Source organism: Klebsiella sp. 54 (assembly GCF_018223875.1).
GTDB lineage: Bacteria > Pseudomonadota > Gammaproteobacteria > Enterobacterales > Enterobacteriaceae > Klebsiella > Klebsiella quasipneumoniae.
Genome location: NZ_JAGRRA010000002.1, coordinates 332652 through 344988, shown reverse-complemented (window position 1 = coordinate 344988; position 12337 = coordinate 332652). Strand labels below are relative to the sequence as shown.

The 12337-nt window shown below is 61.2% G+C and carries 10 protein-coding genes; 5 read left to right on the top strand and 5 right to left on the bottom strand.

Annotated elements, in window-relative coordinates; translation table 11 throughout:
- Positions 1 to 141: 141 nt before the first annotated feature.
- Together pheP and KHQ24_RS03335 are read right to left on the bottom strand one after the other, a co-directional pair.
- Positions 142 to 1518, bottom strand: a complete 1377-nt coding sequence (gene pheP / locus KHQ24_RS03340) for a phenylalanine transporter (RefSeq protein ID WP_032455670.1) — start codon at positions 1516 to 1518, stop codon at positions 142 to 144.
- A gap of 246 nt (positions 1519 to 1764) precedes the next feature.
- Positions 1765 to 3249 carry an aldehyde dehydrogenase family protein gene (locus tag KHQ24_RS03335; protein ID WP_017900837.1) on the bottom strand — a complete coding sequence of 495 codons (1485 nt, stop codon included), beginning with the start codon at positions 3247 to 3249 and terminating at the stop codon, positions 1765 to 1767.
- 159 nt (positions 3250 to 3408) lie between these two features.
- Here KHQ24_RS03335 and KHQ24_RS03330 point away from each other — a divergent pair, with 159 nt between their 5' ends.
- The 4 genes from KHQ24_RS03330 (at position 3409) to KHQ24_RS03315 (ending at position 7592) form a co-directional block, all read left to right on the top strand.
- Positions 3409 to 4710 carry an NAD(P)/FAD-dependent oxidoreductase gene (locus tag KHQ24_RS03330; protein WP_017900836.1) on the top strand — a complete coding sequence of 434 codons (1302 nt, stop codon included), beginning with the start codon at positions 3409 to 3411 and terminating at the stop codon, positions 4708 to 4710.
- Positions 4711 to 4723: 13 nt separating this feature from the next.
- Positions 4724 to 5089 carry a cupin domain-containing protein gene (locus KHQ24_RS03325; RefSeq protein ID WP_002892824.1) on the top strand — a complete coding sequence of 122 codons (366 nt, stop codon included), beginning with the start codon at positions 4724 to 4726 and terminating at the stop codon, positions 5087 to 5089.
- 432 nt (positions 5090 to 5521) lie between these two features.
- A complete protein-coding gene (locus KHQ24_RS03320; protein WP_002892820.1) occupies positions 5522 to 7021 on the top strand; it encodes an APC family permease in 1500 nt (499 codons plus the stop codon).
- Positions 6999 to 7592, top strand: coding sequence for a DUF3156 family protein (locus KHQ24_RS03315; RefSeq protein WP_114507951.1), 594 nt, complete (start codon positions 6999 to 7001; stop codon positions 7590 to 7592). Before KHQ24_RS03320 ends, KHQ24_RS03315 begins: the two co-directional genes overlap by 23 nt.
- Before the next feature lie 6 nt (positions 7593 to 7598).
- Here the strand turns inward: KHQ24_RS03315 and KHQ24_RS03310 are convergent, their stop codons facing one another.
- The 3 genes from KHQ24_RS03310 to KHQ24_RS03300 form a co-directional block, all read right to left on the bottom strand.
- Positions 7599 to 8714: a class II histone deacetylase gene (locus tag KHQ24_RS03310; protein WP_048323248.1), complete on the bottom strand. Its 1116-nt coding sequence runs from the start codon at positions 8712 to 8714 to the stop codon at positions 7599 to 7601.
- 16 nt (positions 8715 to 8730) lie between these two features.
- Positions 8731 to 9903 (bottom strand): MFS transporter, encoded by a 1173-nt coding sequence (locus KHQ24_RS03305; protein WP_023319895.1) that lies wholly within the window; start codon positions 9901 to 9903, stop codon positions 8731 to 8733.
- A 117-nt stretch (positions 9904 to 10020) separates the two neighbouring features.
- A complete protein-coding gene (locus tag KHQ24_RS03300) occupies positions 10021 to 10704 on the bottom strand; it encodes a response regulator transcription factor (RefSeq protein ID WP_004202446.1) in 684 nt (227 codons plus the stop codon).
- Between the two features lie 425 nt (positions 10705 to 11129).
- Between KHQ24_RS03300 and KHQ24_RS03295 the strand changes: the two genes are divergently transcribed.
- Positions 11130 to 12317: an anaerobic sulfatase maturase gene (locus KHQ24_RS03295; RefSeq protein WP_087771442.1), complete on the top strand. Its 1188-nt coding sequence runs from the start codon at positions 11130 to 11132 to the stop codon at positions 12315 to 12317.
- Positions 12318 to 12337 lie beyond the last annotated feature (20 nt).

Here is a 12337-nt window from a genome sequence, read left to right as displayed (position 1 = left end):
CTCAGAAAAGTAATCGATTACAAAATAGCTCCAAACAAAAGTAATCGATTACAAAAAGAAGATCGCCAGGCAAATGCCCCACCTGCGAAGAGGATCACAATAAAAAGCCAGGCAGCCCCGCCGGACGGCGGGGCATCTCGCTTACGCCGGGCGGCGCAGCAGTTTGAAGGCGATAAACAGGAACAGGATCCACACCGGCAGCAGGATCGCCGACAGGCGCATCCCGTCGATAGTGCACATCAGCGCCAGAATCAGCCCAAGGAAAGCAATGCAGAAGTAGTTGCTGGCGGGCGCCAGCAGCGCTTTAAACTTCGATTCACGCCCTTTGCGGCGCTGGGCGGCGCGGAACTTCAGGTGCGCCATACAGATCATGATCCAGTTCAGCAGCAGCGTCGCCACCACCAGGGCCATCAGCAGTCCCAGCGCTTCATGCGGCAGCAGGTAGTTCAGCACCACCACCAGTGAGGTGATAATCCCCGAGAGCAGCAGAGAGTTCACCGGCACGCCGCGCTTGCTGACGCGGGCGAGGAACGTCGGCGCATTGCCCTGCACCGACAAGCCGAACAGCATCCGGCTGTTGGAGTACACGCCGCTGTTATACACCGACAGCGAGGCCACCAGAATGACGAAGTTCAGCGCGGAGGCCACCAGGTTGCTGTCGAGATGATGGAAAATCATCACGAACGGGCTACTGTCGGATTTGACCTCCACCCACGGGTAGAGCGCCAGCAGCACCACCAGCGAACCGATATAGAACAGCAGGATACGATAAACCACCTGGTTGACCGCTTTTGGAATGCTCTTTTCCGGGTTTTGCGCTTCAGCGGCGGTGATGCCGATAAGCTCCAGCCCGCCGAAGGAGAACATGATCACCGCCAGCGACAGGATAAGACCGTGCCAGCCGGTGGCGAGGAAGCCGCCGTGTTTCCACAGGTTGTCGAACCCGGCTTTGCTGCCGCCGTGGCCGCCAAACAGCATCCACAGGCCAAAGGCAATCATGCCGATAATCGCCAGCACTTTTATCAGCGCAAACCAGAACTCCGCTTCGCCATACAGGCGCACGTTGACGAGATTGACGGCGTTAATAATAAGGAAGAAGGCCGCCGCCCAGATCCAGGTCGGGACGTCGGGCAGCCAGTACTGCATGTAGATCCCGGCGGCGGTCAGCTCCGCCATTCCCACCAGCACGAACATCACCCAGTAGTTCCAGCCGGAAAGGAAGCCGGCGAACGGGCCCCAGTATTTGTAGGCAAAGTGGGCAAAGGAGCCGGATACCGGCTCTTCCACCACCATTTCGCCCAGCTGGCGCATGATCAGAAAAGCGACAATCCCGGCAACGGCGTAACCCAGTAATACCGCCGGACCGGCCATCTGGATAGCGGGACCAATGCCGAGAAACAGCCCGGTGCCAATCGCGCCGCCAAGGGCGATAAGTTGAATGTGTCGGTTCTGTAAACCGCGATGAAGCGTCGGGCCGCTCTCTTCTACGGCATCCGACGACGTTGACGCGTCTTTCACGTCGTTCCCCTGTGTGTTTTTGCGAAGGGGCACCTTTTATCACTAAGGGGGGATTGTCGCAAGTTGCGAGGGGTTATGGCGGCGGCGACATTAACCTTCGCTTGCACGGACTCAGGCCGTGCAAGGCGCCGTCGTCGCCTGGCACATTCGCGGCTGTCCATCCGCTGTCCTTGCCCGGAGGCGCTGCGCTTACCGGGCCTACGCAGACGCCTGAAGCCCGGTTAAGGCTACCTCCACCGACAAAACTTAATAGCGCACCATCACCGACTTCAGCTCCGTGTAGTCATCGATAAACGCGCTGCCGAATTCGCGCCCGATGCCCGAGCCCTTCATGCCGCCGAACGGTACCGCCGGGTCGAGGAAAGTATGCATATTGACCCACACGATGCCGGCCTCAATCGCCTCCGAGTAGCGTAGCGCCAGGCGAATGTTATCCGACCAGACGCTGGCCGCCAGGCCATACGGCGAGGCATTGATCCGCGCCAGCGCCTCGTCTTCACTGTGATAACCGATAAAACTGCACACCGGGCCGAAGGTCTCCTCGCGCATCAGGGTGCTCTCTTCGCTGCGCACTTTGACCGCCGTCGGCTGCAGGAAATAGCCCTCCCCCGGCAGGGCTTCGCCGCCGCAGACGATGGTATCGCCCTCGTCGCGCGCGGTCTGAATGAGCCGCAACACTTTGTCATACTGCTGGCGGTTGGCCAGCGGCCCCATCAGCGTGCGCTCATCCAGCGGCGATCCCGGCGCGAAGGCGCTGAGCTTATCTTTCAGCAGCGCCAGCACCGCATCCAGTTTACCCTGCGGCAGATAAAAGCGCTCCGCGGCGGCGCAAATCTGCCCCTGGTTCAGGTAGCCGGCTTCCAGAATGCCGTTGACCATCGCCTCCGGCGTCAGATCATCCAGGAACAGCGCGGCGTTTTTGCCCCCCAGCTCAAGGGTCACCCGTTTACCTGACGCACTGGCCGACTGCTGGACTTTCTCGCCAGTGGCCACCGAGCCAGTGAAGCTCACCTTGGCGCAGGCCGGATGGGTAATCAGCCGCTGAGCAATCTCGCCGCCGGCGCCGTTGACCACGTTAATCACCCCGTCCGGAATACCCACCGCTTTCGCCAGCTCCGCCACGCGCAGCAGCGTCAGCGGCGTATACTCGCTCGGCTTGAGAACAATGGTGCAGCCGCAGACCAGGGCCGCCGCCAGCTTCCAGACGGCAATCATGATGGAGAAGTTCCACGGCACGATGCCCACCACTACCCCCAGCGGCTGACGGCGAGTGAAGGCGGTATATTTCTCCCCGGCCATCGACGGCAGCGACACATTCAGGGTTTCGCCGGTGACTTTCCCCGCCCAGCCGGCGAAGTAGCGCAGGAAAGCGACCGATTGATCCAGCTCGAGCATGCGCGCCAGCGTGATGGTCTTGCCGGAGCAGAGACTTTCCAGCTGCGCCAGCGCTTCGCGATGCTCAGCCAGGGCATCCGCCAGCTTCAGCAGCAAGGTTCCGCGCGCCAGCGTCGGCATTTCGCGCCACTGATTAAACGCCTGGCGGGCACTCTCTACCGCGCGATCCGCCTGGTCGCTATCCGCCGCGGTGACCTCGGCGATCGCCCGCCCGGTGGCCGGGTTGATCACCGCAAACGGCGCGCCGCGGCCCGCCTCTCGCTCACCGGCGATAAACTGCCCGTGCGGCTGGCGTAAAAAGGCGGTCACTTCCGCCAGTAAGGTTATCTCGCTCATCGTCAGTACCCGTTTTTTCAGCAACGTTGGCCCATCACAGCACGGCTTCCCGCCGCCGCCTATCGTTCTAAAGAACGTCATTCTTCCGGACGATATTCAACGCCCGCGCGGCGTGCTGTGATGAGGCACTTGAGCGAGGCAAGACCACAGGGTAACGCGATGAACATCAAAATCGATGCGCTGAACTACTACGGCGCGACGAAGAAATACCACCTCCATTTTCCGGCGCTGCGGGAAGATATTGAAGCCGACGTGGTGATTATCGGCGGCGGCTTCTCCGGTATTAACACCGCCCTTGAGCTGGCGGAACAGGGCATCACCAACGTGGTGGTGCTGGAAGCGCGCCATCTCGGCTATGGCGGCACCGGGCGCAATGGCGGCCAGGTGATGGCCGGTATCGGTCACGACATCGAAGCGGTGAAAAAGCACGTCGGCAAAGAAGGGCTGGAAACGCTGTTTAAAATAGCCAACCTTGGCGCGGGCATCATTCGCGAACGCATCCGCAAATATAATATCGACGCCGATTTCGTCCCCGGCTATGGCTATCTCGCTTATAACCAGCGGCAACTGAAAACGCTGCGCCAGTGGGAGAAGGAGTTTAAGGCTGCCACCCCGGATGAAGAGATCGAGCTGTATACCGGGAAAGAGGTGCAGCAGGTGGTGGGCTCCGAGGTCTACTGCGGCGCGCTGAAACATATGGGCGGCGGCCAGATCCATTCGCTCAATATGCTCCTCGGCTCGGCGCAGGCCGCCCATTCGCTGGGAGTGAAGATCTTCGAATCCTCGCCGGTGGTGGAGGTGAATTACGGCAAACAGGTGCGGGTACGTACCGCGATGGGCAGCGTCAAAGCCGCCAAACTGCTGTGGGCCTGCGACAGCTTCCTCAACAATATGGAGCCGGAGATCTACAACAAAACGCTGGTCACCTACTCCTATCAGGTATCGACCGAGCCGCTCTCCGATGAACTGATCGAGCGCATCAGCCCGCTGCGCGGCGCCTTCAGCGATATTCGCCCGGTGATTAACTACTACCGCGTCACCCGGGAAAACCGCCTGCTGTTCGGCAGCGCCACCCGCTTTGTGGAGTATACGCCGAACGATTTCGCCGCCTGGAACCGCACCCTGCTGGCGGAGGTCTTCCCCTATTTGAAGGATGTGAAGATCGATTTCGCCTGGGGCGGGCCAATGGCCTGTAGCGCCAACCTGTTTCCACAGATCGGCACGCTACGCGATCACAACAACGTCTTTTACGTCCAGGGGTACTCCGGCTTCGGCGTCACCCCATCGCACATCGTGTGCAAAATCCTCGCCGAAGGGATCAACGGCGGTTCAGACCGCTATCGTCTGCTGAGCAGCATCCCCCACGCGACCATCCACGGCCGTGACAGCCTGCGCCTGCTGCTGGTCACCGCCGGAAAATTGATGCATCAAACCGCCGGTTTCTGGAAAGGCCGGAGTTAACCAGGAGAACGCTATGCACGCTTTTAAACTTAAACACCCGGTGCCCGACCTGCAGCCAATCGGCAGCGTCAGCCTGCTCGGCGCGACGCCGACCGCCGGCGACCCGCAGGTGGCCGGGGCGATGATCTACGGCGAGCCGCAGGATGCCTTTACCTGCGGACTGTTTTCGTCCACTGAGGGGAGCTTTACCATGACCTATCCGTTTACCGAACACGCCACCGTGCTGGAAGGCGAAGTAGAGCTGACCGTCGCCGGCGGTGAACCGCAGCGCTTTGCGCCAGGCGATAGCTGGTTTGTTAAACAGGGCACCGAAGTGGAGTGGAAAATCCTGACGCCGCGCTTTGTGAAGCACTACCTGGCGAACGTCGAGACGCGCTAACGCGCTGATACTGCCCGGCGGCGCAGGGGGGGGACCCGGAGGCGACGCATTGCGCCTTCTCCGGGCTACCAAATCGCACAGCGCTGTAGCCCCGGTAAGCGGCAGCGCCACCGGGAGTTTTGAGGCCGCCAACACCGGCAGTTTCAGTCAGCATGGTGAATAAATTACAGGCAGGCCGCGCGGATCGTAGGCCGGGTAAGGCGCAGCCGCCACCCGGCAGAAACAGGCGCAACGTGGCAAGACGGATGGCCCCGGTTTTCGGGGTCATCTTGTTTATCCACCCTCACATTCATGGACTGCGTCACAGAATCATGCGCCACCCTCCACCTTCCGGACGATATTCGTTGAGCAGGATGCCCGCCTAAATTATGACTATCCGGGAGTGGCGCTGGCTATTCCCTGCCCTACCCCATTATTGTGCAGAGGTTGACTATGTTTAGTAACAGACTTGCCAGCCATCTTGAGCGCGGCGTCGTCGGCTTCCCGACCACCCTCGCCAGCTCCGTCGGGCTGATTATGGCCAGCCCGGTGATCCTGACGGTGACCAGCGGCTTCGGCATGGGCGGCGATACCTTCGCGCTGGCGGTGCTGCTGGCCTTTATTATGATGCAGGCGCAGGTCACCACCTTTGCCGAGGCGGCGACGCTCATTCCCACCACCGGTTCGGTGTACGACTATATCTCCTGCGGCATGGGCCGCTTTTTCGCTATCACCGGCGCGCTGTGCGCCTATCTGATCGTCCATATTTTCGCCGGGACGGCGGAGACGATCCTGGCGGGCATTATGGCGCTGGTGAACTTCGAATCGATCAACGCCCAGATGGCCGCTCACCAAAACACCTGGATGGTGGGCGTCGGCATGGTGGTGATTTTCGGCCTGCTGAACGCCATCGGCGTGGAAATCTTCGGCAAGGTCGAAGTGGTGCTGACCTTCGGCATGTGGACCACGCTGACCATTTTCGGCCTGTGCGGCATTTTTATGGCGCCGGTGACTCATCTTTCCGGCTGGTTCGGCACACCGCTGAACGTTAGCGATATCAACGGCCTGTTCGGCTATATCGGCATGGCGATGTTTATGTTCGTCGGTTGCGAACTGGTGACGCCGATGGCGCCGGAGATCAAACAGGCCCACCGCACCATACCGCGGGCGATGGCGCTGGGCCTGCTGGGGGTCGCCAGCTGCATGTTTATCTACGGTGCGGCGATCAACCGCCAGGTGGAGAATACCGTGCTCGACGCGGCCAACAACGTCCATCTGCTGGATACGCCGATGGCGATCCCGGCCTTCGCCGAGCGGGTGATGGGCCACGCCGGCCAGTACTGGCTGGGGGTCGGGCTGCTGCTGGCGGGCTGCGCCACCATCAATACGCTGATGGCCGCCGTGCCGCGCATTATCTACGGTATGGCGCTGGACGGCGCGCTGCCCCGCTTCCTGACCTGGCTGCATCCGCGCTTTAAAACGCCGGTAATCGCCATCGCCATCGGGGTGGCGATCCCCTGCCTGCACGCCTGGTATCTGAACGGCGATCTGGACCGCATCGTGCCGCTGATCCTCGCCGCGGTCTGCGCCTGGGGCGTCGCCTATCTGCTGGTGACGCTGTCGGTGGTGATGCTGCGCATTCGCCGCCCGGACCTGCCGCGCGCCTACCGCTCGCCGTGGTTCCCACTGCCGCAGATTATCTCCAGCGTCGGCATTATCATCGCTATCGTCAATATCACCCCGCCGGGGATGGACAGTCGCCAGGTGCTGGTGCCGTTCGGCATTATGCTCGGCCTGACCGCCGCCTACGCCCTGTTCTGGACGGTGTGCGTGCAGCGCGTCAATCCGTTCAAGCCGCTGGTGGTGGAAGAGGTAGTGGAGCGCGCCATCAACAACTACGAAAAACAGACCCGCGGGGAGATGACGCCAGATGTCCTCCGTCCCCTGGTTTGAAACGCCGTTAATGAACGCGGTGCAGCGCGATCTGGCCGGCTGGCCCTGCGAAAAGCTGAGCGAGCGCAGCGCGCTGCTGCGCTTGAACAACGCCACCGCCGTGACCTTCAGCGTGCGTCAGAAGCGGCTGTTTATGGCCAGCATTCACAGCTGCGAGTTTGTCGTCGAGGGGCCGGTGACCCGGCCCGTACGCGGTAACATTCGCGCCCATCAATCCGGCTGGTGGAAACGCCAGCCGATCCGCTTTATCGGCGGCAAAGGCAGCGAGGCACTCGCCGGCTATCTCAACGGTTTTCCTAATCTCCAGCAGACCTTAAGCGAGCTGGACTACCGCCGCTTTTCGCTGACCTTTGACGGTCGCGGCTGGCGCTGCAGCATTGAACCCTGGGCCGCCAGCGAAGTGGTCTGTAAAATGCCGCCGCTGCGCCGTTATCTGCGGCTGGAAGCGCAGCAGCGGATGCTGCTGCTCAGCGTGCTGGCGATGACCGATCAGGCAGTAAGTCAGTGGATGCGCGGTGAAATCGTAGAAGAGAAAGCATTGACTTCCCCGCCATCACCGCGGGGAAGCTGAGGCGTTTTATAGCAGGCCAAACTGCTGCGCCAGCCGATCGAGAGCCTGCCTCTGGAACTGCGCAAACTCCGCCCGCGGCTGTTGTTGTTGAATAAATTCCCGCAGCGGATCCTGGACCTCGGTGCGGATGCCGCTCAGAGCCTCCATCACCGCCAGGCCGCAGAACGGCACGTAGGATTCGGCGTAGCCGCCTTCGTGCACCATCACCAGTTTCCCGCCGCACAGGCGATCCGCCGCCTGCTGGACCTGTTCAGTCATCGCCCGGAAGCTGTCGCTGTGCAGCTGCATGCGCGCCAGCGGATCCATGGCGTTGGCATCATAGCCGCAGGCGATGATAATCAGCTCCGGCTCAAAGCGCGCCAGCGCCGGAATAACGATGGTTTCCAGCGCATAGCGCCAGCTGTCATCCCCCGCGCCGGCCAGCAGCGGAATATTGATGTTGTAACCCTCCCCCGCCCCCACGCCGCGATCCTCCTCGCCAGAGTAGCCCGGCGGGAAGCAGCCGTCCTGATGCAAGGAGATAGTCAGCACGTCGTCGCGCTGCAGGTAGATGTGCTGGGTGCCGTTGCCGTGGTGAACGTCCCAGTCAATGATCGCCACCTTGCCGAGCCCGAGCAGCGCTTTCGCTCGCTCCACGGCAATGGGGATATTGGCAAGAAAACAGAAGCCCATCGACTGGTCCGGCAGGCAGTGGTGTCCGGGCGGACGCGACAGCGAATAGGCGTTATCCAGTTCCCCCTTCAGCACCGCTTCCACCGCCGCGCAGGCCAGCCCGGCGGAAAGACAGGCGATTTCATAACTGCCCGGCCCCAGCGGCGCCTCTTTGCCCAGCATGCCGCCGCCGTTATCGCTTATCGCCTTGAAGCGCTCCAGATAACTGTCGGGATGGATCCGCCGCAGGTCCGAAAGGCTCGCCGGCGCCGCGCTGCGCAGCGCCAGCTGCGGCGTCAGCCCGGAGACATCCATCAGGTTTTTCATCCGCCGTTTGGTCTCCGGCGATTCGGCATGACCGCCGCCGGCGGGTGGCTGTACCCACCCGCCCACCGGCAGCGTCACTGCGTGCAGCCCGGTACTGTGCCAGAAACAACGTTCATCAAAGAAGAAACCGGTTTTTCTTTTCACTCTATCCTCCCGTGGGCTAACCCTTCCCGGCGGCGGAAGCCGCCACAATTAAAATCAGTGACAGCAGCGCGCAGACACCTGCCGCCGCCAGCAGCGGGTCGGCGCTGGCGAAGTGTTGCAGTAAGGCCCCCGCGAGCGCCGGGCCGGCCGCCATGCCGCCGCCGATCACCAGATTGATGCTGTTCATCAGCCGACCGCTGTTATCGAGCCCGGCGACGCGGGCGAGAATAAAGGGCAGCACGAAGGTCCAGGTGAACTTAAACAGCAGCGCCGCGATGGCGTAGCGCGCCAGCAGCGGCTGGCCAACCAGCAGCCCGACGCTGACTATCAGCAGCCCATAGCCCAACCACACCGGTAAGCGATCGGCGCGCCGGGTGCCGCGCAGGGCCGCGCCGCCGGCGCCGATAATGCCGCAAACCGTCGCCGCCGCCAGCACCAGCCCCACCTGCGTCGGGCTCAGCCCCGCCGTGCTGCCGATGGTGCCGATAAAGGTCCACACTGCGCTGAGGCTGATATAGAAAGTGAGCACCGCCAGCACCGCCAGCGCCTGACGCCACAGCGCCGTCGACGGCTGCTGGCGGGAGGCAGAGAGCGGTTGAAAGCGCGGCGGGAAAGCGGACACCAGCGGCAGGCAGCAGAGCATGATGGCGGCGAGGATCAGATACACCACCTTCAGGCCAAAGGTCGCGAACAGGCCGGGCAGCGCCAGCAGGCCAAGCATCCCCAACAGCAGTTGCCCGAGCACCCAAAAGGCGTAGACCCGCGACGGGTTCGGCGTTCCCGCCGCGCAGCTGATGCACAGAATCATCAGCGTGCCGCCCGCCAGTGAGGCGATAAAGCGCGCCGCCAGCAGCGTCTCATACTGGGTGACCACCGCCGAGGCGAGGTTGGCGGTCAGAAACACCGCCCCGGCCATCAGGGCGACCCGCCGCCAGTCGAGGCGACTCATCCACCACCACGCCGGGAGCGTCGCCAGGCTCATCGCCCCCAGCTCCGCTGAGAACAGCCAGCCTACCTGCCCGGGTTTTAGCTGCCATTCGCTGGCCAGCTGCGCCGCCACCGCCGGCGCGGTCATCAGAATACCCGGCGCAATAGCGGCAAAAATCACAATCGCCGCCAGCAAACGCAGGGACACCACCAGCCCGGCGGGCCGGGAAAGCGCATTATCAGTGACAGGTGTACTCGACATCGTAGGGCGTGCTCCGGTCAAAAAAGCCTCCCCCCGGAGGATCCTCCAGGGAGTGATACCCACAGGCATCAGGAAAACGCCGTGTTGCCACGGCGCGCGCGGGATGTGAAAGTCAGATCACAGATGCAGCGTACGCTGAGCAGCCGGCATCCAGGTTCGGGAAACCAGTTCGGTACGATTGACCACTTCGGTCTTGGCGAAGATATTGCGCAGGTGCGTTTTCACCGTCGAGAGCGAGATATCCAGCTGGCGGGCAATCAGCTTATTACTGGCCCCTTCGCGCACCATGCCGACGATTTCCCGCTCTTTGGCGGTCAGGATAGCGGGCAGGTCATCTTCTTCCTGCAGGCAGTCGCGGATCGCCAACTCCACCAGCGGCAGCACCGCCTGGGCCCGATGACGCTCTTCGCTGGAAAAAGGCACGTCGCGCATCAGCGAGATACCGGCGATGATCCGCCGCTCGCGGCGGATGAAGATCTCGGTCATGTCACGCACGTTATTCGGCAACATAAATTCATGATAATAATGCCGGTTGCGATCGCAGAGCCGCGGCGTCATCGCCGCCACGGTGGTGTTCTGGTGGCTAAAGTGCGCCGGTAAATGCGGATCCAGCGGCTGGAAGTTTTCCAGATATTGTTGGTGCGTATTATCGGAAATATTATGCAATATATAGTTTTCGGGTTTTAACCGGTTATTTACTCGATAAAACACCGCTGAAGTCAGTGGAATTAACTGAGAAATAGTCTGTAAACAACGGGCTATTATCGCATCATTACGGCTGGCTTTTAACAAAGCAGACATGATAGGGCCTCCCCGTCGAGATGATGGTGCATGACACATGGATGACTACCGATAATTGAAGCATACATTTCACATTTAAGTAACACAATCATTAACATATTAACAATGTGATAGCCGTTACAAAATTTTCAGCAATGCATTGTTATATAAAGCATTTAAAAAACACACTCGCCATGCCTTACGATAGCGGCGTTAAAACATAAACAAAAAAGATTAATACCCGGCGTACCTGCCTCTGGTGATAAAAAAACCCTATCCCGGACGCGTCTCTCTCATCCTTAAGAACGATGGATTTCTGTTTTTTTTCACTTATACCCTTAACAGGATGCCATTAATTTTCGCCGCGGCTTAATCATGTGATTACGCCTGACCCGCTGTTGCCAAAATAATAGCAACAGCGCCGGTCATTAACCGAGGATAAGCCGATGCTGAATATCGCCGCCCTGCGCCAGCAGCAAATTCCGCTGGCCGCTGAGCCGCGCTCGCCGGTGCCGTTTCATATTCTGATGAAGCCGATTGGCCCCGCCTGCAATCTCGCCTGCCGCTACTGCTATTACCCCCAGGATGAAACGCCGGTCAACAAGTTGGACGAGGCGCGGCTGGAGCAGTTTATCCGCCGCTACATCGCGGCCCAGCCCGTCGGCGCGCGGGAAATCAACTTTGTCTGGCAGGGCGGTGAGCCGCTGCTGGCCGGCCTGAGCTTTTACAAAAAAGCGCTCGCCCTGCAGGCGCGTTATGCCCCCGACGGCGTCACCATCAGCAACAGTCTGCAGACCAATGGCACGCTGATCAACGACGCCTGGTGCCGGCTGTTCCGCGAGCATCGCTTTATTATCGGCTTGAGCCTCGAAGGCAGCGAAGCGCTACAGGACCAGCATCGTCCGGATAAACGCGGCCGGGCCAGCTGGCCGGCGGCACTGCGCGGCATCGGCTTTCTCCACCAGCATCAGGTGGATTTTAACCTGCTGGTGGTGGTGCATAACGAGATGGCGGCCCACGCGGCGGCGATTTATGACCGGCTGGTCAGCCTCGGCGCGCGCTATCTACAGTTTCAGCCGCTGATGAGCGAAGGCGCAGCGTTGCGCGAGGGCTATCAGCTGAGTGCCGATAACTGGGGGCGTTTTATGGTCGGCATCTGGCGGCAGTGGCAGAAGCGCTGCGACAAGGGGCGGGTGTTCGTCATCAATATCGAGCAGGCGTGGGCGCAGTACTTCACTCACACCAGCGGCAGCTGCGTGCACAGCGCCCGCTGCGGCAGCAATCTGGTGATGGAGCCCGACGGAGAGCTCTACGCCTGCGACCATCTGATCAACGCCGAACATCGGCTGGGCCGCCTTGACGACATGACGCTGGCGCACGCGGTCGACGCCTCGGTGCAGCTGCCTTTCGGTCAGCAGAAAAGCCTGCGCCGCGAATGCCAGACCTGCGCGGTCAAAATGGTCTGCCAGGGCGGCTGCCCGGCGCATCTGAACGCCGCGGGCAACAACCGCCTCTGCGGCGGCTACTACCGCTTCTTTAGCGAAATTCTGGCGCCCGTGCGCCCCTTTTCCCGCGACCTTCAAGGGCTACAAGCCTGGCGGGCCGCGTTTGTCGGGGCCGCGCATCCGGCGTAGCCCATTGCTCTGAAAGTGAT

Bases quoted from the DNA above. Each gene is read 5' to 3' on its own strand.
- KHQ24_RS03315 (WP_114507951.1), top strand. From the start codon at position 6,999: ATGTCCTCCGTCCCCTGGTTTGAAACGCCGTTAATGAACGCGGTGCAG.
- KHQ24_RS03295 (WP_087771442.1), top strand. From the start codon at position 11,130: ATGCTGAATATCGCCGCCCTGCGCCAGCAGCAAATTCCGCTGGCCGCT.
- KHQ24_RS03325 (WP_002892824.1), top strand. From the start codon at position 4,724: ATGCACGCTTTTAAACTTAAACACCCGGTGCCCGACCTGCAGCCAATC.
- KHQ24_RS03300 (WP_004202446.1), bottom strand. From the start codon at position 10,704: ATGTCTGCTTTGTTAAAAGCCAGCCGTAATGATGCGATAATAGCCCGT.
- KHQ24_RS03305 (WP_023319895.1), bottom strand. From the start codon at position 9,903: ATGTCGAGTACACCTGTCACTGATAATGCGCTTTCCCGGCCCGCCGGG.
- KHQ24_RS03335 (WP_017900837.1), bottom strand. From the start codon at position 3,249: ATGAGCGAGATAACCTTACTGGCGGAAGTGACCGCCTTTTTACGCCAG.
- KHQ24_RS03320 (WP_002892820.1), top strand. From the start codon at position 5,522: ATGTTTAGTAACAGACTTGCCAGCCATCTTGAGCGCGGCGTCGTCGGC.
- KHQ24_RS03330 (WP_017900836.1), top strand. From the start codon at position 3,409: ATGAACATCAAAATCGATGCGCTGAACTACTACGGCGCGACGAAGAAA.